18 protein-coding genes and 4 tRNA genes are annotated in these 19,224 nt (G+C 39.8%); 8 read left to right on the top strand and 14 right to left on the bottom strand.

Going from position 1 to position 19,224, the window contains the following annotated elements:
• The 8 genes from I6E70_RS15390 to murB all read right to left on the bottom strand — a co-directional run.
• A partial coding sequence (locus I6E70_RS15390; protein ID WP_231616946.1) for a GTP-binding protein occupies positions 1–175 on the bottom strand: 175 nt, incomplete at its 3' end.
• A gap of 128 nt (positions 176–303) precedes the next feature.
• Positions 304–379: transfer RNA gene (locus tag I6E70_RS15385), tRNA-Thr, on the bottom strand.
• 11 nt (positions 380–390) lie between these two features.
• A tRNA-Gly gene (locus I6E70_RS15380) sits at positions 391–465 on the bottom strand.
• 44 nt (positions 466–509) lie between these two features.
• A tRNA-Tyr gene (locus tag I6E70_RS15375) sits at positions 510–594 on the bottom strand.
• Between the two features lie 40 nt (positions 595–634).
• Positions 635–710: transfer RNA gene (locus I6E70_RS15370), tRNA-Thr, on the bottom strand.
• Positions 711–836: 126 nt separating this feature from the next.
• Positions 837–1,547, bottom strand: coding sequence for a type III pantothenate kinase (locus I6E70_RS15365; protein WP_165723033.1), 711 nt, complete (start codon positions 1,545–1,547; stop codon positions 837–839).
• The gene (gene birA, locus I6E70_RS15360) at positions 1,544–2,536 is read right to left on the bottom strand and encodes a bifunctional biotin--[acetyl-CoA-carboxylase] ligase/biotin operon repressor BirA (protein WP_007579893.1); all 993 of its coding nucleotides are present in this window, start codon (positions 2,534–2,536) and stop codon (positions 1,544–1,546) included. The genes I6E70_RS15365 and birA overlap by 4 nt, the downstream gene beginning before the upstream one ends.
• The gene (gene murB, locus I6E70_RS15355) at positions 2,533–3,543 is read right to left on the bottom strand and encodes a UDP-N-acetylmuramate dehydrogenase (RefSeq protein ID WP_197189065.1); all 1,011 of its coding nucleotides are present in this window, start codon (positions 3,541–3,543) and stop codon (positions 2,533–2,535) included. The genes birA and murB overlap by 4 nt, the downstream gene beginning before the upstream one ends.
• Positions 3,544–3,686: 143 nt before the next feature.
• Here murB and I6E70_RS15350 point away from each other — a divergent pair, with 143 nt between their 5' ends.
• The gene (locus I6E70_RS15350) at positions 3,687–5,528 is read left to right on the top strand and encodes a M1 family metallopeptidase (protein ID WP_197189064.1); all 1,842 of its coding nucleotides are present in this window, start codon (positions 3,687–3,689) and stop codon (positions 5,526–5,528) included.
• A gap of 58 nt (positions 5,529–5,586) precedes the next feature.
• Here the strand turns inward: I6E70_RS15350 and I6E70_RS15345 are convergent, their stop codons facing one another.
• Positions 5,587–6,186 (bottom strand): DUF2057 domain-containing protein, encoded by a 600-nt coding sequence (locus tag I6E70_RS15345; RefSeq protein WP_197118394.1) that lies wholly within the window; start codon positions 6,184–6,186, stop codon positions 5,587–5,589.
• A gap of 92 nt (positions 6,187–6,278) precedes the next feature.
• On the opposite strand from I6E70_RS15345, the gene I6E70_RS15340 reads away from it, so the two are divergent.
• The 3 genes from I6E70_RS15340 (at position 6,279) to I6E70_RS15330 (ending at position 9,848) form a co-directional block, all read left to right on the top strand.
• Positions 6,279–6,647 (top strand): histidine triad nucleotide-binding protein, encoded by a 369-nt coding sequence (locus I6E70_RS15340; protein ID WP_197189063.1) that lies wholly within the window; start codon positions 6,279–6,281, stop codon positions 6,645–6,647.
• 220 nt (positions 6,648–6,867) lie between these two features.
• Positions 6,868–7,524, top strand: coding sequence for a helix-turn-helix transcriptional regulator (locus I6E70_RS15335; RefSeq protein ID WP_004334929.1), 657 nt, complete (start codon positions 6,868–6,870; stop codon positions 7,522–7,524).
• 167 nt (positions 7,525–7,691) lie between these two features.
• On the top strand, positions 7,692–9,848 hold the full coding sequence (locus I6E70_RS15330; protein ID WP_024589456.1) for a response regulator: 2,157 nt from the start codon (positions 7,692–7,694) through the stop codon (positions 9,846–9,848).
• Positions 9,849–9,878: 30 nt separating this feature from the next.
• On the opposite strand, the gene I6E70_RS15325 is transcribed toward I6E70_RS15330, so the two are convergent.
• The 3 genes from I6E70_RS15325 to I6E70_RS15315 form a co-directional block, all read right to left on the bottom strand.
• Positions 9,879–11,294 (bottom strand): mannose-1-phosphate guanylyltransferase/mannose-6-phosphate isomerase, encoded by a 1,416-nt coding sequence (locus I6E70_RS15325; RefSeq protein WP_197189062.1) that lies wholly within the window; start codon positions 11,292–11,294, stop codon positions 9,879–9,881.
• 75 nt (positions 11,295–11,369) lie between these two features.
• On the bottom strand, positions 11,370–12,143 hold the full coding sequence (locus I6E70_RS15320) for an amidohydrolase (RefSeq protein ID WP_197189061.1): 774 nt from the start codon (positions 12,141–12,143) through the stop codon (positions 11,370–11,372).
• On the bottom strand, positions 12,131–13,273 hold the full coding sequence (locus tag I6E70_RS15315; protein WP_197189060.1) for a methionine aminotransferase: 1,143 nt from the start codon (positions 13,271–13,273) through the stop codon (positions 12,131–12,133). Before I6E70_RS15315 ends, I6E70_RS15320 begins: the two co-directional genes overlap by 13 nt.
• Before the next feature lie 108 nt (positions 13,274–13,381).
• On the opposite strand from I6E70_RS15315, the gene I6E70_RS15310 reads away from it, so the two are divergent.
• From I6E70_RS15310 to I6E70_RS15300, 3 genes are read left to right on the top strand one after another with little or no spacing between them, the layout of a single operon-like run.
• Positions 13,382–14,011: a methylthioribulose 1-phosphate dehydratase gene (locus I6E70_RS15310; protein ID WP_197189059.1), complete on the top strand. Its 630-nt coding sequence runs from the start codon at positions 13,382–13,384 to the stop codon at positions 14,009–14,011.
• Complete coding sequence (gene mtnC / locus I6E70_RS15305) at positions 14,008–14,694, top strand: acireductone synthase (RefSeq protein ID WP_197189058.1); 687 nt, start codon at positions 14,008–14,010, stop codon at positions 14,692–14,694. The genes I6E70_RS15310 and mtnC overlap by 4 nt, the downstream gene beginning before the upstream one ends.
• Positions 14,691–15,233, top strand: coding sequence for a 1,2-dihydroxy-3-keto-5-methylthiopentene dioxygenase (locus I6E70_RS15300; RefSeq protein WP_197189057.1), 543 nt, complete (start codon positions 14,691–14,693; stop codon positions 15,231–15,233). Before mtnC ends, I6E70_RS15300 begins: the two co-directional genes overlap by 4 nt.
• Positions 15,234–15,299: 66 nt before the next feature.
• On the opposite strand, the gene mtnA is transcribed toward I6E70_RS15300, so the two are convergent.
• Positions 15,300–16,325 carry an S-methyl-5-thioribose-1-phosphate isomerase gene (gene mtnA, locus I6E70_RS15295; RefSeq protein WP_197189056.1) on the bottom strand — a complete coding sequence of 342 codons (1,026 nt, stop codon included), beginning with the start codon at positions 16,323–16,325 and terminating at the stop codon, positions 15,300–15,302.
• Between the two features lie 129 nt (positions 16,326–16,454).
• On the opposite strand from mtnA, the gene mtnK reads away from it, so the two are divergent.
• On the top strand, positions 16,455–17,669 hold the full coding sequence (gene mtnK / locus I6E70_RS15290) for an S-methyl-5-thioribose kinase (protein ID WP_197189055.1): 1,215 nt from the start codon (positions 16,455–16,457) through the stop codon (positions 17,667–17,669).
• A 49-nt stretch (positions 17,670–17,718) separates the two neighbouring features.
• On the opposite strand, the gene I6E70_RS15285 is transcribed toward mtnK, so the two are convergent.
• Positions 17,719–19,185 carry an FMN-binding glutamate synthase family protein gene (locus I6E70_RS15285; protein WP_007579865.1) on the bottom strand — a complete coding sequence of 489 codons (1,467 nt, stop codon included), beginning with the start codon at positions 19,183–19,185 and terminating at the stop codon, positions 17,719–17,721.
• Positions 19,186–19,224 lie beyond the last annotated feature (39 nt).

Raw genomic sequence — 19,224 nt, 5'->3', positions numbered from 1 at the left:
GTTCGCGCTCTTCAGGAGCGTTGTCGATTGATGCGAAATCTTTAGCAACACCGCCGTATACTTTTGCAAGTACGTTAGTGATTGCTGCAGTTAGTGTAGTTTTACCGTGGTCAACGTGGCCAATTGTACCAACGTTTACGTGCGGTTTTACGCGTTCAAACTTTTCTTTTGCCATGACGGAACCTATCAGTTTTGTGTATCTAAATTACATATGAAAATAATCCACCAGAGGTAGATTAAGTTAATTTTTTCAAATAGTATTTTCTGACAGATAAAGGAAGTAATCAAGGAGATTCTTAGGACTGGTGCTGATAGGCAGAGTCGAACTGCCGACCTCACCCTTACCAAGGGTGCGCTCTACCAACTGAGCTATATCAGCAACACAAGAACTGGAGCGGGCAGCGGGAATCGAACCCGCATCATCAGCTTGGAAGGCTGAGGTAATAGCCATTATACGATGCCCGCATAAAAATCTGTTCTTAAACTACCTCTAACCGTCAAGAATAAAGTGGTGGAGGGAGCTGGATTCGAACCAGCGAAGGCTGAGCCGTCAGATTTACAGTCTGATCCCTTTGGCCGCTCGGGAACCCCTCCACGATAATTCTCTACTAATTCACTTCCGGTAAAAGGAAAGTGGTGCCGACTAACCGAGTCGAACGGTTGACCTACTGATTACAAGTCAGTTGCTCTACCAGCTGAGCTAAGTCGGCACTGCTTTAGTACGGGGCGAGATATTAGAGTAAGGTTTATTGGGATGCAACAATAAAATTAAAAAAAGTGTAAATTTTTAGTTTAAATGCTCAATATTCACGCGAAAATGCGTTTTTTGCACTTTTTTATACTGTTTCGGTTAATTCGTACCAATAATTCAATCCCTTCATTACGAGTAATGAATCAAAAATACTTCCTGCAAATTGCTGCTGCAATAGTGAGCCATAGCCACCAGCAAAAATAATTTGTGTTGCTTGTTCTGTTTTTTGAGCCGTTAAATTCAGCTTAGCTTGCTCAATTGCCCCGATGGTTGCCACTAAGGCACCGTTTTTTAAACCATTTGGCGTGTTTTTACCCAATTCATTAGTAAACGGTGTTTTACCGTCATCAAAAACACGTTGGGTGTTTTGTGTAAGCGATGAGGTCATTAAATCAAGCCCAGGTAAAATCCAGCCACCTAAGTGTAGGCCTTCACTATTGAGCACATCAATTGTTGTCGCAGTACCCGCATCAACAACAATACATGCTGTGTTTGGATATAACGTAAAGCCTGCAATAAGCGCAAGCCACCTGTCTATGCCTAAGTTACCCACATGCTCGTAAGCGCATACAAGATCTCCAAGCGTTTTGGTTACCTTGGCCTCAAAGCAAGTAATATTATTACTAGCCGCTTGCGCGAGAATATCGTTTAGTAAATCACTGCGCCCTACGCATGCATAAATCACTTCGGTTATTTGCAACCAAGGTAGGTTATTTATATCTGCTGGTTGTGCTTGCTCGTTATGCCACAGCACAGCTTTTAGTGATGTATTTCCTACGTCGATCAGTAATCTCATACTTGCGCCTTTCTGAGGGAGACTTCCCCACCGTAATAACTTTTTACTTCACCATCTTGGCGAATTCGTATTCCACCTTGTGGGTCAATACCTTCGCATATTCCACGCCAGCTTCGGTGCCCTGTATTTAGCTCAACATAATCGCCAGCAAACGCATTAAGCGAATTCCATTGCTCATACATATCTTGTAAGCCAGTTTGACGATACTGCACTAAACGCTGCTCTAAATGATAAGTAAGTGACGCCACCAGCTGGTTTTTATCAAGCTTTTGAGTATGTTGATTTAAGTCGGTCCACGCTTGGTCTATATGTTGGCTAAAACTCTCAGGCATTTGTAAATTAATACCTATACCAATCACTAACTGACAAGGTCCTTGCGGTTGACCATCTAATTCAACCAATACACCTGCAAGTTTTTGTTTATTTATATAAATATCGTTAGGCCATTTAAGCTCTACGTCAATTTGGTATAACGCTTTAATTGCATCATAAACAGCAAGGCCTACCGCAATTGATACACCCATTGCAGCTTGAAGACCGTCATCTAAACGCCAAAAGTAACTGTAATACAAATTAGCGCCAAATGGGGATTGCCAAACACGGCCGCGTCGGCCACGCCCTGCTTGCTGCATTTCAGCAACAATAACAGTGCCAGACTCAAGCGCTGTTTTAGCCTGTATACGGCGCATAAGCTCGCTGTTGGTCGAATCAATAATAGGGTGTACTTCTACATCGGCAGTATTAGCACCTAGCGCTTTGTAGTGCTGATCAATTTGTGTTTTATTTAAAAGGCCCACCTGACTATTCAAACAGTAGCCTTTGCCAGTCACTTTAAAAATATCCAAGCCCATTTCTTGTAACGTTTTGATATGTTTACTCACCGCAGCTCGGCTAATTCCTAGCTTTTCACCCAAGGCTTGGCCAGATACAAAGCCCCCTTGGTTAAGTGCATTTAAAATAGCGAGTTTGTTTCCATCAGGTGCTTTCATTGCTCAGGCTCCGCGTTAATATGGCATTCGCTGCGCGCATCTATTAAACGCACTTCGTGTTCTAGCATAATGCTGTAACGCGTATAAACCACTTGCTGAATGTGTTTAATCATTTTTATTAGGTCGATACCTTCACTATTTCCGTGATTAACAAGTACTAATGCTTGTTGTTGATGCACTTCGATACCGGCCTCGCGGTGCCCCTTTAAACCACTTTTATCGATTAGCCAACCTGCTGCGACCTTGTGATGGCTTTGTCCATATTCGTAATGAGGTAAATCTGCAAATTCCTTTAATAGCTCAGCTAACTGCTGGTTGGTTATTATTGGGTTTTTAAAAAAGCTACCCGCATTGGCAAGTGTATATGGGTTAGGTAATTTGCTATTACGCGTTTTCATAACCTGATCGAATACTGCTTGCGGAGTAATAATATCTAGCTGCTGCAAAGGGCCATAACTTAATACTGGTTGCCATTTTTTTGGGAGCGCTAAATGCACTTGCGTGATCACCGCTTTATTTTTGAGAGCATTTTTAAATATTGAGTCTCTGTAAGCAAATTCACATTGCTCGTTATTTAGTGAGTGCATCGTTTTAGTGGTTATATCGAAGTATTCTACCAACTCGACAAATTTAGCTATCTCAACGCCATAAGCACCAATATTTTGTACCGGTGATGCGCCAACAGTGCCCGGTATAAGTGCTAGATTTTCAAGCCCGGGTATATTTTCCTCTAATAAATAACTGACTAGTTGATGCCAGTTCTCGCCTGCAGCAATACTTATTAGTGTGTCGCTCCCACGCTCGGTAATTTTAATGCCTTTTAAGGCTATTTTTATAACCGTACCCATGTAGTCATTTAAAAATACGGTATTACTGCCCTCGCCTAGCAAACAAAACGGTGCACTAAAACTTTGCGTTTTAAGTTGCTCAAGCTGAGTAATTTCAACAAAATTTTGGCATTGGCTGTTTAATGCGAATGTATGTAAGGAGTGTAATGAATGCGCCACAAAGCTCTCTAAAAATACCGGTAACTAATCGCAATAGTTTACCTCATCGTCGCAAATGTGGCACTAGATTGTAAAAATCACTCAACCCACCGTGTCAATCGTGATATAAAACCAGCACTTTTTTATTTGTGTTCAGAGTAATGATGAAAATTAAACCTCTTTTTTTAAGCCTCGCTATGGCGGGTATGTGTTCGCAAGCAATGGCTAATGCGATTGACCAAAACTCGTATGCTAACCTTGATGATGTTGTTACTACTCACTTAAACCTTGATTTAGATGTCGACTTTGCCGACAAGCAGTTAGAAGGTTTTGTGGAGCATACTCTTCAGTGGAACAACAGCAAAAGTAGAACTCTGGTACTTGATACCCGCGACTTAGACATTGATAAAGTAATGTACAAAGATCAAAGTGGTAACTGGAAAAAGGCGACTTTTGATTTAGCTAAGCGAGATGACGTTAAAGGTTCAAAGCTTACTATTAAGTTTAAAAACCAAGCTGAATTAGTTCGTATTTACTACAACAGTCGTCCAGAAGCATCTGGCCTGCAATGGTTAACACCAGAGCAAACGGCAAGTAAAACGCATCCATTTATGTACAGCCAATCGCAAGCAATTCATGCACGTAGTTGGATCCCAGTGCAAGATACACCCGCAATGCGTGTAACTTACTCTGCACGAATTCATACACCAAAAGATATACGTGCTGTAATGAGTGCCGATAACAAAGATGCGCTTTATAAAGATGGCGACTACATTTTTGATATGCCACAAGCAATTTCACCTTACCTAATTGCTATTGGCGCAGGTAACTTAGAATTTAAAGCAATGTCGCACCAAACGGGCATATTTGCAGAGCCTACAATTTTAGATGCCTCAGTTGCTGAATTTGACGACACCCAAGCCATGATCGACAAAACAAACGCTATGTACGGCGAATATGCATGGGGTCGCTACGACTTATTAATGCTACCGCCAAGTTTTCCGTTTGGTGGCATGGAAAACCCACGCTTATCATTTATAACCCCAACGGTTGTTGCCGGTGATAAAAGCTTAGTTAACCTTATTGCCCATGAGCTTGCTCATTCTTGGTCAGGTAACTTAGTAACTAACGCAACGTGGGAAGATTTATGGTTAAACGAAGGTTTTACCTCGTACGTTGAAAACCGCATTATGGAAGAAGTATTTGGTCGTGACCGTGCGGTTATGGAACAAGCACTTGATTCAGCGTCTTTACGCGCACAAATTAAAACAATTGATGCACCAGATACACGCCTTAATTTAAAACTTAATGGCCGCGACCCAGACGATGCGTTTAGCTCAGTGCCTTACACTAAAGGTCAGTTATTTTTAATCTATCTAGAAAATAAATATGGCCGCGATAAGTTTGACCCGTTCGTAAAAGCATACTTTAAAGAATTTTCGTTTAAATCACTTACTACCGCGCAATTTGTTACTTACTTAAAAGCTAACTTAATTGAGAAGTACCCTGATGTTGTAAGTATGGATAAAGTAAACGAATGGATTTTTGAGCCTGGCTTACCAAGTGATGCGCCAAATCCTACGTCTGATGCATTTGATAAAGTAGATACTGCAACAGCAGCATGGTTGAAAGGCGACACAACAGCAACTCAACTACCAACGGCTGATTGGTCTGTGCATGAGTGGCTACACTTTTTAAATAACTTACCACGCGATTTAAGCATAGAGAAAATGAGCGAGCTTGATAGTGAATTTAACCTAACGCAATCAACTAACGCTGAACGTGCGTTTGCTTGGTTTATGCTAGCAGTAGGTAATGGTTATCAACCAATTTATCCTGCGCTTAATAAGCACTTATCAGGTATTGGCCGTCGTAAGTTAATTGTGCCGTTATATAAATCACTTATCACTAACGGTAAAAAAGACTGGGCACAAAGCGTGTACTTAAAAGCACGCCCTGGGTATCACCCTCTTGCGCAAGGTACTATTGACGCATTATTTGAATAAATAGCGTTAACTAGAAACTAAAAAGGGCCAAATTTGGCCCTTTTGTTTTTCTGTTATTTTACTTTGTTACTTTTTCTAAAAAAGCTTTACGCTCTGCAGTTGTGGCTTGTTGCCACCAAAAATCAAGCATTTGCGGCGCACTTGGCATGCCTTTACCTGTAATTGGTGCTATCGGCTTTATTGGCTGACTAGGACGTGAAGGTCCTGCAGGCATTGTATTTTGCATTACCGGTTTATTGCTTGCTAGTTGCGTGTTAGAAATAACACTTAAAGGCTTAGCAACAGCGCTACTTTTTGCTTTTAAACTCACTTGTGGTGCTTCTGCAAATACTTTTGCAGATACTGCATTTTCAGCACGATTAAACACTAAGGTATAATCTTTACCTGCTTCAACAGTTACACTTACCCAAAATGGTTCCGACTCCACAACTTCGTGCGTGTCATAATCATCTTCATATAAATCGGTGTACTTTAGCCTAAGCTGATAAGTTCCGGGGGCAAGCTCTACATCATCAATACGACTAAACAAAGAGCTTTCTAGCATTTTATCGCCCACTTGCAGTGGTACAAATTCTTCTGGAAAGTGAATATTCTCAGCATTAGCCGAAAAACTAAGTAGTAATGCAACTGCACTACTTATTAAAATTGGTTTAAGCATATTAACTCCTTTATTTGATTTCAGTTTGACACTGCTTTGAAAGTTTGTCATTAGTGAGCTTAAAATTCACAACACTTAATTAGGAACACACTATGAGCCAAGAAACTATTTTTACCAAAATCATTAATCGTGAAATTCCAGCAGATATTATTTACGAAGATGAAAACACTCTCGCATTTAAAGATATAAACCCACAAGCGCCATTTCATGTGTTAATTATCCCAAAAAAAGCAATTGCTACTATAAATGATATAAATCCTGAAAACTCACATTTAGTAGGCAACTTATACGTAGTTGCAGCTAAGTTAGCTAAGCAATATAATTTTGCTGAGGACGGATACCGCGTAGTTATGAACTGTAACGAACATGGTGGGCAAACTGTTTATCACATACATTTACACATGCTTGGCGGTAAAGAAATGGGCTGGCCACCTTATCAAAATGTAAAAAAAGTAAAATAATTAAAAGTTTTTATTAAATTGTTCCACTCAATTAATTAGTTACAAATGTTATGATTTTTCATAGTTATAAAGAATAAATAGTTACTTATTTGCAACATTTTGTGTTTAAATAATCGTAATATCGTATTTGTTATTGAGTACATCAGCGATTTTCTAATACAAAAGGTGTGGAAGTCGTGGTAAACTTAGTCAGTCAGCTTTATAAAAGAGTATAAAAAACATGAGCAGTTCAGCCTTTTTGTTATTAGATCAAGAGCCAATTAACACTATTGGTATTAACGTTTTAGAACCTTTGTTAAAAACGCAAGGCCTTGACGTAACCACAGGTACTAATATTTTAGACATACCTGAAGGGACTCGACTTTTGTTTATTGAAACATCAAGCAAGGATGCATGGGGAAAACTAAAAGAACAACTAGTAAACCTACGTATTAAATGCGATATCATATTATTTAATTTAGACGAAAACCCTGAACTTGCTAATCGTGCATTGTTAAGCGGTATTCGTGGCGTATTTTACACAACAGATAACGCCGATGTATTAATGAAAGGTATTCGCTTACTACTTGAAGATCAACTTTGGTACCGTCGCGATATTATGTGTAATGCATTAAATCGTATGCTGCAATTTAATAAAGATGCGCTGCATAAACTAACCGAAGGTGATATTGAGCCTGTTAAACTTACTAAGCGAGAAAAAGCAATAATCTCACTAATGAGTAAAGGCTCGAAAAATAAAGAGATCGCAGAAGATTTAAGTATTAGTCCACACACTGTTAAAACACATTTATACAGCGCATTTAGAAAAACTAAATGTCGTAACCGTATTGAACTTCTATCGTGGGCACAACAAAATATCCCTGATGAAATTCGTTAATCAAATATTTAGTTTAAATTTAAAAGCAGACACTTAGGTGTCTGTTTTTGTATGTGCTATATACTTATCTAATAACAATTAGCTTAATTAAGTAATCTGTTTTGAGGATTGGTATAAGTGTATACTTTTGATAACTTTAGTTTAATAGCTACTTTGCTGGAATATTAATGCTCGACTCCTTCACTCTTTACTTTGCCAGCATCGCCATCATGGTCGTAATGACCTTACTTAACTTTTTGACATGGCGAACAAACAAACAAATATCGGGCACGCTGCTATACATTTTCTATCCCATATTGCTATTAGGCTCTGTTATTGGCTTTACTCTTGTTGGTGATACACATAATTTAGTAATTATTAGCGCTGCCAGTAGCATGATGTTTGCCGCATCAATAGTGCACTGCCTTTCACTTAGTCAGTTTTTAAATTATCGCGGTATTGGTTTTAAATTACTCTGCTCAGTGACCGCTTTTTGCACTGTAATGCTTGGCTATTACACCTTTTTTGACCCATCTCTACACGAAAGAGTGATTGCATCCGATATACAACACATAGCAGAAGCCGGTTTTTTACTGTTTATATTTATTAAGTGTGCACGCAAACCCTATCCTAATGGCAGCATTGTATACATAACCATTTTAACGCTTGTTGCTTTAAGCTTTATTGGCCGCTCGTTATTTATGGATAACATTGAACAAAAAAATCTTTTAGTAAACGGCTGGTTTAGCTCATTATTATTTTTAAATGGCGTAATTGCTCCCATGTTTTATGCTGCAGGTATGGCGTTATTATGTAATGAGCGCAGAGAGCAGCACCTCAATAAATTAGCCGATAAAGCACAAAAAGATTTAGAAATACGCGGGCTCTTTTTATCAACTATAAGCCACGAAATTCGCACCCCGCTAAACGGTATTTTAGGCAGCGCCCAACTTGTTATGAACCAAACAAGTGATACCCGCAATAAAGCCTATTGCGAAGCGATTATAAATTCTGCCGAATCACTTAACTTATTGGTAGATAAGGTCCTTGATTACGCGAGTCTAGATCAAAGTGACGAAGCGCTTTACGAAGAAGATGTAGAGTTTAAAACATGGCTTAATAATTTATGCTTATTACTCAGTCCTCTCGCCGAGCAAAAGCAACTCAAGTTTGAACTAATATGTAATATTCCTGAGCAAGCCTGTTATTACTGCGACCAGCAAAAACTTAGGCAAATAATTATTAATTTAGTGGGTAATGCCATTAAGTTTACAGACCACGGAACCGTTAAAATTCAGGTTGATTTAGTATTAGAAAAGCAACTTGAGCACACTATAAAAATTAGTGTAAAAGATTCAGGGCCAGGTATAGAAAATGATGAGATAGCCTACTTAACAGAACCTTATGTACAAAGTAGTGCAGGAAAAGAGAAAGGAGGAACCGGCCTTGGTTTAGCTATTACCAGTCGCCTGCTTGAAAAGCTCAGTAGCCGACTCGAAATAGCCAGCCAGCTTGGTACTGGTAGTGTATTTAGCTTTACCGTTACTTTTACTTTAGGTGAATTAAGCCTTGTAGAGCAGCGCCATCAAACTAAAGATTACTTAACAGGTCTTGATGTACTACTGGTTGAAGATTTAGATTTAAATCAAAAAATTGCTATAGAATTTATGGCCGACGATGAGCACAAAATTAAGCTCGCAAAAGATGGGAAAAGCGCCATAGAGCTCATGCAAGCTCACCACTTCGATGTTGTTTTGCTTGATATGAACCTACCTGATTTAACAGGCCAAGAAGTACTTAAACGTCTAAAACGCATTGATCATAAAAATCAACGAACTCCAGTACTCGCATTTACTGCAAGCCTTAGCCCTGACGAAGTAAAAGAGTATTTAGAATTAGGAATAAAAGACATTGTAGGCAAGCCTATTAAGCACGAAAAGCTTCGCCAAGCACTTAGCGACTCTCAATCTAATCAAACTGCGAGTATTGCAGTAGAGCTTATTGATACGTTGTATGACAAAACAGCGGCCGAAACACTCACCAGCTCGTTTAGTGAAGATGAAGTATCGTCGATTTATAATGAGTTTGTGCTTTCGGCGCGTAACAAGCTAATTCGCTGTCAAAAGCTTATTGATCAACAACCAGAGCAATGCATTAAGCTTTTACATCGCCAAGCAAGTACCGCTCTGCAACTTGGTTTTAATCGCTATGGTATTGAGCTTAAAAAAATAGAGCGCCGCTTACTCGATAAAAAGCCACACAACGATATGCTTGATGAAGCGTTAGATCTGTGGCAACGCAGCTTAGAGCAATATTTAAAGTTTGTGCGTGGGCAGTTAGAGTAATAGTGAATTAGCTTTAAAAATAGCTAATTATTAGCCTCTTCCATATTTATCATCAAATCGCTCTATATCGCTTTCATCAAGTACAGCACCGGTTTGCACTTCAATGACAATTAACGGCTCTTTTTGATTATTAGCCAAGCTATGAATTTGTTTTGCGGCGATATAACACGATTGGTCGTGCGTTAGCGTATGCGCTTGCTCATTAATACACACATCTGCAATACCCGAAACCACAACCCAATGTTCAGCACGATGCTGATGGCGCTGCGTCGAAAGCTTAGCACCGCTGTTAACAGTAATTTTCTTAACTTTAAAGCCAATGCCTTCAACCAAAGTACGGTAATTCCCCCACGGGCGAAAAACCACTTGATGATGATTAAGTTTATCAGCCTGTGTTGTAGCAATTTTCTTAAGCAACAAAGGCAGAGAATCTAGCTCATTTTGGTTTGCAATTAACGTGGCATCATGAGTATGAATAATTGCTAAATTGCTTACTCCAAGCGTGGCAATAGTGTGTTCAGCCTCGTTAATAACTAAGTTATTAGTACTTTTTTGAGCCATATAATTAGCGTTTAAACTATTACCGCTTTTATCTTTTTTTGTAAGCGCATCAAGGGATGAAAAACTACCTACATCACTCCATTTTAAATCAACAGGCATAACAACTACGTTATTACTGCGCTCTAAAATGGCGTAATCAATTGAATCGCTTGGGCAGTGCTCAAGCGCACTGTTGCTTGGGCGGGTAAACCCTAAATCTTTAGTAAATTGCGCCGCTGCAGCAACACTCGTTGCTATTTTTGGCGCAAACCGCTCGAGCTCTTTTAAATAGACTGCGGGGGTAAATAAAAACATGCCGCTATTCCAGCTATAACCACCTTGGGTTAAATAACGGTTCGCTGTATCTACGTCAGGCTTTTCTTTAAATTGAGCTACATCGTAACAACCCGTTCCGGCAATAGCCGCGCCTTGTTTTATATAACCATAGCCAGTATGCGCCTCTGTAGGAGTAATCGAAAACGTAACTAGCTTTCCTTGTTCAGCAAGTTTTACAGCTTCAGGGAGCTTAGCTGTTAATACATCAAAGTTTTTAATATGATGATCGGCAGGCATCACTAATAGCGGGCCGGTAATCCCATTTTGCAGTGCATAGTGGGCGGCTAATGCGATGGCAGGAGCGGTATTTTTACCTTTGGGTTCGAGTAATAATGCAGTAGGAATTGAGCTTGCAGCTTGCTCGGCGGCAATAAATCGGTGCTGCTCGTTACACACTAAAATAGCATTATCAAACAACTCATTAGAAACACGCGCCAATGTACTTTGCAGTAATGACGTGTTTTCATTTAGTAGTGGTAAAAATTGTTTAGGCATTGCTTGGCGAGAAAGCGGCCACAAGCGAGAGCCTATGCCACCAGCTAAAATTACAGGAGTGATTAAAGTATTCATAATGTATATTAGCCGCCAACAAAAATATCAGCGGCTATTTTAACACTTTATTGGCTCTGCGCTAAATTAACGTATCTATATTAATGTAAAAGGGTCTGCATCTAAATAGGCAGGAAACGCTGCTTTAAACTCATCCAGTGGTGCTTTTTCAAGTGTTATTGTAACTAGCTGCTCGGTGTTATCTTGCGCTTTAGTTAATGCATCGCCTTTAAAGTCGTATACTGCGGTACCGCCATTGTGCGCCACACCATTGCCGTCTTCCCCCACGCGATTAACGCCTACTACGTAGCATAGGTTTTCCATTGCACGCGCCATAAGTAACGTATCCCAAATATGGCGGCGCACAGCAGGCCAATTTGCTACGTTTATCATTACATCGTAGTCGTTATTATTACGTTGAAATACCGGAAAGCGCAGGTCGTAACATACCTGCGGTAATAGTTTAAAACCGTTGATTTCAAAAACTTTGCGCTCTTGCCCCGCTACAACGTAGTCGCCCTCACTGCCTAAGCGAAATAAATGGCGCTTATCGTAATAACTCACCTCTCCATCGGGTTTTACCCAATAAAACCGATTTGCTTTTTTATCGCCTTGTGCAACAAGTACCGAACCCGCAATAACCGCATTATGTTTATGAGCCTGCGCTTTTAACCACGTCAGTACTTTACCATTTTCGGGCTCTGCACAATCTAAATTAATAGCAAAGCCAGTCGAGAATGTTTCTGGCAGTAAAATAAGATCGGGCTGATGCGTAATTGCGTCAAGCTGTTTATTAAACATGGCTAAATTAGCGTCTTTATCAAGCCAATAAAGCGAGCTTTGCAATGCTGTAATGGTTAAAGTTGACATAATATTTGCGCAGCCTCTATGAGAGTGTTGTCGTTTTTAGCAAAGCATAAGCGAATTACTTTATCGGTTGGTGGTTTTTGATAAAACACACTTAACGGAATAGCCGCCACACCTGCTTGCTCAACTAACCAATGGCAAAATTCAACATCGTTTAAATCCGATACATCACTGTAATCTAATAATAAAAAGTAAGTGCCTTGGCTAGGTAAAATTTTAAAACGACTATTACTTAAATGGCTCGCTAATAAGTCGCGTTTTTGCTGATAAAACCCACTTAGCTCATCTATATGCTCGCCTTGCTGCTCGAGCATATCGGCAAGCGCATGCTGTGCGGGGGTAAAACTTGAAAACGTAACGTACTGATGAATTTTTCTAAATTCGACAGCTAAATCGGCAGGTGCAATACAGTAACCCATTTTCCAGCCCGTACTGTGAAACGTTTTACCAAAACTCGATATAACAAAGCTTTTGGCAAATAATTCATCATCGCGTAATACGCTTAAATGCGGTTGTTCATCAAACGTAATGTGCTCATATACCTCATCGCTTATTACATACAAATTGTGAGTACCAACTAACTCTTTAAGCTCTTTTATATCTTGTGGCTGTAATATTTTACCGCTTGGGTTATGAGGCGTATTTATAATAATTGCACGGGTATTTTTAGTAATTGCTTGGCTTACTACTTGCCAATCAATAGTGTAATTTGGCGCACTTAAAGCAATGTGTACCGACTTTCCACCAGCAAGTTCAATTGCGGGTTGGTAAGAGTCATATGCAGGGTCAAATACAATCACTTCATCACTTGGGCGCACAATTGTTTGAATAGCCACAAACAATGCCTCTGTTGCACCCGAGGTAACAGTCACTTGATCAGCTGCGTTCATATCAGCTGCATATTTGCGCTTTGCTAAATCAGCAATTTGTTGCTGTAATCGTGGTACACCACTTGAAGGTGAATATTGATTAACGCCCTGCTGCACGTAATAATTTAACTGCGTTTTTAAAAGATCAGGAGCATCAAACTCAGGAAAGCCTTGAGAGAGATTAATTGCCGAAAACTCATTAGCCAACCCGCTCATTTGGCTAAATATACTAACGCCTAAATTTGGTAATTTACTTTCAAACACGTGATGCCCTTAATGATGGTTTTGCGCTTAAAGCGATGCTATCATTGCTTAAAACAGAAGTATAGCCGTCTAAAAACAATTAACTTTACGCTCATTAGTGAGGAATGTATGCAAAACAATACCGCTATTTCACAACTTATTGAAGCCGGAAAATGGGTTAGCCAAAAAGGCTGGGTACCCGCAACAGGTGGAAACTTTTCAGCTCGTACTAGCACTGGCTTTGTTGTTACAGCAAGTGGGCACGATAAAGGCTCACTGACGCAAGAGCATTTTTTGCAATTAGATCACCAAGGCGAGCGCCTAGCAGGAGCTGTAAAGCCATCGGCAGAAACACAATTACACCTAAGTTTGTATCAGCTTATACCTGATGCACAGTGTGTTTTGCATACTCATTCTGTAGCCGCCACCGTACTGTCGCAAATTACCCAAAGGCATCAGCTTGATTTAACAGGCTATGAAATGCAAAAAGCACTGGGCGGCTTTACTTCGCATTTAGAAACGCTGAGCATTCCTATTTTCGATAACGATCAAGATATTGACCGATTAAGCCTGCTGGTCAGTGACCATCATTTACATACACCTATAGAACATGGCGTACTTATACGTGGTCATGGCTTATATGCTGTAGGGCGCAATATTGATGAAGTTCGTCGCCACTTAGAAGCCTTAGAGTTTTTATTTAGCTGCGAACTAGAGCGCCTAAAAATAATAGGTATTCAAGCGGGAGTAACTAAATGATTAAAGCCATTTTAACCGACATCGAAGGCACAATAACCCGTATCTCGTTTGTTAAAGAGGTGTTGTTTCCTTACGCAGCAAAACAGTTACCTACCTTTGTACGTGCCAATGCTAATAAGCCTGATGTAGCCGAGCAAATTAATGCCGTAAAAACCTTTATCGAAAAGCCAAACGCCGATATAGAAGAAGTCATTACCACCTTACTTACCTGGATTGATGAAGATAAAAAAATCACTCCACTTAAGCAGTTACAAGGCTTAATTTGGCAAACAGGGTATGAACACGGTGATTTTAAAGGGCATTTATACCCAGATGCATTTGATTTTTTACAAGCTCAACACAACAACGATATTACTTTATATGTGTACTCGTCAGGGTCGGTAAAAGCGCAGCAGCTACTTTTTAAATACAGTGATTATGGCGACATTCGCAGCTTATTTACTGACTTTTTTGACACCAAAGTTGGCGCAAAACAAGAGCAAATAGCCTATAACACTATTGTTGATCTGTTACCGTTTAAAGCAGCAGAAATACTCTTTTTAAGTGATGTAGCCGGCGAGCTTGATGCCGCGCAGGCTGCGGGCTTAAAAACACTACATTTAATTCGTGATGGGCAAGCAAGCACTAAAGCACACCCTTATATTAATGACTTTAGCCAATTTAAATTGGAGCAATTAGTATGAGCCAATTAACAATATATGCCGACAACGATGCAAACAAAGCACTTGTAAGCACATCAAATGCTGATGATATTGCAAAGCAACTAGCTAAAGTAAACGTACGTTTTGAACAGTGGCAAGCAAATGCAGATATTAATGAGCACACCACCCATGAGCAAATTATTAGTGCGTACAAAAACGATATAGATCGGTTAAAAACTGAAAATGGCTATCAAACAGTAGACGTTATATCTCTAGCTAAAGGTAATCCTGCCTCATCAGAGCTGCGCAAAAAGTTTTTATTTGAACATACTCATAGTGAAGACGAAGTACGTTTTTTTGTAAAAGGCCAAGGGTTATTTTGCCTACATTTAGGCAATAAGGTTTATCAGGTACTTTGCCAACAAGGCGATTTAATTTCAGTGCCTGAACTTACCCCGCATTGGTTTGATATGGGAAGCGACCCTGAGTTTACTGCCATTCGCTTATTTAACAATACAGAGGGCTGGGTAGCAAAAAGTACTGACTCGTCTATTGCAGAGCAATTTCCCCTATTATCGTAAGTTGGTCATTCATTCAAATCTTGGTCCACACTAATAAACATAATGTGAACCAAGGATATTACGAAATTACTTAAGCTTTATAAGTTCGCCATTTTCTACCTGACTTTGGTTATAAACACCGGTGTCTAACACCCACCCTGTGACCAGCTTTGCCGGCGTTATATCAAATGCTGGGTTATATACATTAGCATTAGTGGGCGCCCATAAAGCCTCGCCAAAGCTACCGCTAACCCCGCGCACTTCTTGAGGATTACGTTGCTCTATTTCTATATCATTACCACACGCGGTGTTGGTATCAAGCGTGGTAATAGGCGCAACTACATAAAATGGAATGTTATGAAAATACGCAAGTACGGCTAAATTATAGGTACCCACTTTATTAGCAAAATCACCATTGGCAGCAATACGATCAGCCCCTACCACTATTTTATCCACCTTACCTGCAGCCATTAAACTTGCCGCCATATTATCGCAAATTAGAGTGTAAGGTATTTTCCAGCGCTCAAGCTCAAAGGCAGTTAAGCGGCCGCCTTGTAATAATGGTCGTGTTTCATCAACCCATACATGTACGTTGCCATATTTTTGCTGCGCTTTGTAAATAACACCTAGTGCAGTACCAATACCAGCGGTTGCAAGCGCCCCTGTATTACAATGGGTTAATATGTTGTCGCCACTATTTATAAGTTCGGCGCCACGGCTTGCCATTCGCTCACACAGCTCAATATCTTCAATAAACAACCGCTCGGCTGTGGTAACAATACCGGCAACATAATCGCTTTGCGTTAAAGCTTTACGCAATGCCGCCATACAATGCATTAAATTAACCGCCGTTGGGCGAGTGGCTTCTAGTTCGTTGATTGCTTTTTCAAGCTCACTTTTAACTACCCCTTGCTCAGCTAAATACGCCACTAGCAAGCTCGCACTTAAACCAATAAGTGGAGCTCCACGCACTTTTAAACTAATGATCAGCTCTTTCATGGTTTCTACATCATGGCATTGATGCCATACCTGCTGGTGAGGTAGTAAATATTGGTCGAGCACACTAAGCGACCCGTTTTCATATTTTAAACTGCTTGCGATTAAATTTTGCATAATGCTTAAGGTATTAAAAATGCGTAACGTTATTTTACACCACTTTGAATAACTCTCAAGTTGGACTTGTAGACATCTAAACATTTAAAGGTATAGAATGCTTAAAAGCTGATTTTTGAGATTTAAACCATGACTAACTATGTTGCTTTTAATGCACAGCGCGCTATCGATTATGTATCGACATTAATTGAATCTAAACAATGTAATTTTTTTGCTCCCGGACAAGCCTTATCGGCATATGAGTTTGGTGATGGCAATCTTAATTTAGTATTTAGAATTACTGATGAGCAAAACAATAGTGTTATTTTAAAGCAAGCTCTGCCTTACGCGCGTTGCGTGGGTGAGTCGTGGCCATTAACGCTTGATAGAGCTCGTATAGAAGCACAAGTTTTGCTTAATCATGGCGCTATTTGCCCAACTTATACTGCTAGGGTTTTACATTATAGTGAAATGCAAGCACTGACTATTTTAGAAGATTTAGGTAATTTACAAATACTGCGAACTGCACAAAATAATGCTGAGCAATTTCCTAAATTAGCGCAGCACGTAGCTACCTACTTAAGCCATACTGGTTTTTATAATTCAGATTTTTATTTAACCGCACAAACTAAAAAAGCGCTAGTTAGCCAATTTACTAACCCTGAGCTTTGCCAAATCACTGAAGACTTATTTTTTAGCGATCCGTACATTGAGCACGAACGCAATAACTATCCAAAGCAACTACAAAGCGAAGTTGATGCAATACACAAAAACAGCGCATTAAAATTAGAAATAGCAAAACTAAAAGCTAATTTTTTATCTAACCCGCAAACATTACTTCATGGTGATATGCATAGCGGCAGTATTTTTGTTGATTGTAATAATACAAAGATGATCGATCCTGAGTTTGGTTTTTTTGGTCCTGCTGGGTTCGATATTGGCTCTTTTATTGGCAATTTACTTTTAAATTACTGCGCACAATACGGGCATATTGAAGATTTTGTGGCTCGTCGTAATTACCAAACCCACTTATTAAGCACCCTTGTTGAATGCTATACCTTATTTGAACAGCATTGGCTTACGCTTATAAATGAGCACACTACTGATAATTCGCTAAAAGTTACAGGCTACGATGAATACTTTATAAAAGGCGTATTACAAGACGCCATTGGTTACTGTGGTGCTGAGTTAATTAGGCGCACCATAGGGCTGGCACATGTAACCGATATAGATAGTATTGATGATAAGGCGCGTCTTATAGTGCAAAAACAAACATTAGCACTAGGCGAGCAACTTATTTTGAATGCCCACACGTGCAACAACAAAGAAGCATTTTTTAGTTTATTAATAAGCCAATTAAATTAAAAAACATTAAAAAAGGCGCTATTAGCGCCTTTTTTAATTAGTTAAAAACTTACTTATAGTTTTCGTAAATTTTATCGAGCGGTTCTGATAAACCACTTTCTTGCACTATACGTACATGTTCACGTTTTAATTCGCGTGCACTAGTCACACCACAAGAATGGGCTATTAGCCCAGCTCCGTAATGAATGTATTTATTATAGTTAGCTACTCGTTGCGCTTTATCAGCTACATTTAAGCCGCGTTGCAAACGCTCGTTATGCGTAGTGATCCCGGTTGGACAAGTATCTTTATTACATTGCATTGCCTGAATACAGCCCAGTGCAAACATATGCCCTCGAGCCGATACAACAAAATCAGCGCCCAACGCTAACGCCCAAGCCACCTTTGAAGGAACAATTAATTTACCTGAGGCGATTATTTTAATACGATCTCGCAGCCCATGTTTTTCAAGCATATTAACTACAAGCGGTAAACTTTCGCGCAGTGGTAAACCCACTGAATCCATAAGCGGTTGTGGTGCTGCGCCCGTACCACCATCAGCACTATCTATGGTAATAAAGTCAGGCGCGGACTCTATACCACGGTGGTTTATTTCAGCGAACAACGTTTCTAACCATCCGTAAGCACCAATAACGGCTTTAAACCCTGTAGGTTTACCTGTCGCGTTACGCACAGTGGCAATCATATCGAGAATATCGGCTGGGTTTTTAATTTCAGGATGACCATTGGGGCTAATAGAATCTTGTCCTTCTGGTATGCCCCTAATTTTAGCTATTTCGGCGTTAACTTTGCGCCCTGGTAACATACCGCCTTTACCTGGTTTTGCACCTTGGCTCATTTTAAGTTCAAACATTTTTACTTGTTCGTGAGCCGCTATTTCTTTTAGCTTTTCGGTACTTAAATTTCCATGCTCGTCTCGTGCACCATATTTAGCTGTACCAATCTGAAACACTAAATCGGCACCACCTTCTAAATGATAAGGACTTAATCCCCCTTCACCGGTGTTCATCCAACAACCCGCTAGTTTTGCCCCTTTTGATAAGGCTCGTACAGCTGGCTTTGAAAGCGCACCAAAACTCATACCAGATACATTGAATAACGAGTTGGTCGTGTAAGGTGTTTTACAGTATGGACCCAAAGTAACATTACTCGGGTCGAGCGCTTCTTCGTCTAAAGTAGGAAATGCACAGTTCATAAACATAACCGTACCTGTTACTTCTAAGCTTTGCGTGGAGCCAAATGCAGCCGTACGGTCAACATCTTTTGCTGCACGATAAACCCAACTACGCTCAGCGCGGTTAAACGGCATTTCTTCTCTATCTTGAGCAAAAAAGTACTGTCTAAAAAACTCACCTTGGCGTTCAAAAAAATATCGAAAGCGACCAATAACAGGGTAATTACGTCTAATTGCATGCTTGGTTTGTGTTACATCTCGAATATAAAAAACGACAACGATTAAAACCAATAACCCTAAAACAACAATAAACATACTTGCAAATACATCAATACTAAACATTATAAAATTACTCACCCAAGGCCCCTTGATGACTGTTTT

The organism is Pseudoalteromonas sp. NGC95, assembly GCF_015864705.1.
Lineage (GTDB): Bacteria > Pseudomonadota > Gammaproteobacteria > Enterobacterales > Alteromonadaceae > Pseudoalteromonas > Pseudoalteromonas arctica.
The sequence above is the reverse complement of the archived record's forward strand: the minus strand, read 5'-3'. Positions and strand labels throughout refer to the sequence as shown.

What these genes read in the sequence shown, in the direction of transcription:
- I6E70_RS15340 (WP_197189063.1), top strand. Translation starts at nt 6,279, where the DNA reads ATGAGCCAAGAAACTATTTTTACCAAAATCATTAATCGTGAAATTCCA.
- I6E70_RS15325 (WP_197189062.1), bottom strand. Translation starts at nt 11,294, where the DNA reads ATGAATACTTTAATCACTCCTGTAATTTTAGCTGGTGGCATAGGCTCT.
- I6E70_RS15350 (WP_197189064.1), top strand. Translation starts at nt 3,687, where the DNA reads ATGAAAATTAAACCTCTTTTTTTAAGCCTCGCTATGGCGGGTATGTGT.
- I6E70_RS15285 (WP_007579865.1), bottom strand. Translation starts at nt 19,185, where the DNA reads ATGTTTAGTATTGATGTATTTGCAAGTATGTTTATTGTTGTTTTAGGG.
- I6E70_RS15330 (WP_024589456.1), top strand. Translation starts at nt 7,692, where the DNA reads ATGCTCGACTCCTTCACTCTTTACTTTGCCAGCATCGCCATCATGGTC.
- I6E70_RS15320 (WP_197189061.1), bottom strand. Translation starts at nt 12,143, where the DNA reads ATGTCAACTTTAACCATTACAGCATTGCAAAGCTCGCTTTATTGGCTT.
- I6E70_RS15300 (WP_197189057.1), top strand. Translation starts at nt 14,691, where the DNA reads ATGAGCCAATTAACAATATATGCCGACAACGATGCAAACAAAGCACTT.
- mtnC (WP_197189058.1), top strand. Translation starts at nt 14,008, where the DNA reads ATGATTAAAGCCATTTTAACCGACATCGAAGGCACAATAACCCGTATC.
- mtnA (WP_197189056.1), bottom strand. Translation starts at nt 16,325, where the DNA reads ATGCAAAATTTAATCGCAAGCAGTTTAAAATATGAAAACGGGTCGCTT.
- I6E70_RS15310 (WP_197189059.1), top strand. Translation starts at nt 13,382, where the DNA reads ATGCAAAACAATACCGCTATTTCACAACTTATTGAAGCCGGAAAATGG.
- I6E70_RS15345 (WP_197118394.1), bottom strand. Translation starts at nt 6,186, where the DNA reads ATGCTTAAACCAATTTTAATAAGTAGTGCAGTTGCATTACTACTTAGT.
- I6E70_RS15365 (WP_165723033.1), bottom strand. Translation starts at nt 1,547, where the DNA reads ATGAGATTACTGATCGACGTAGGAAATACATCACTAAAAGCTGTGCTG.
- mtnK (WP_197189055.1), top strand. Translation starts at nt 16,455, where the DNA reads ATGACTAACTATGTTGCTTTTAATGCACAGCGCGCTATCGATTATGTA.
- I6E70_RS15335 (WP_004334929.1), top strand. Translation starts at nt 6,868, where the DNA reads ATGAGCAGTTCAGCCTTTTTGTTATTAGATCAAGAGCCAATTAACACT.
- birA (WP_007579893.1), bottom strand. Translation starts at nt 2,536, where the DNA reads ATGAAAGCACCTGATGGAAACAAACTCGCTATTTTAAATGCACTTAAC.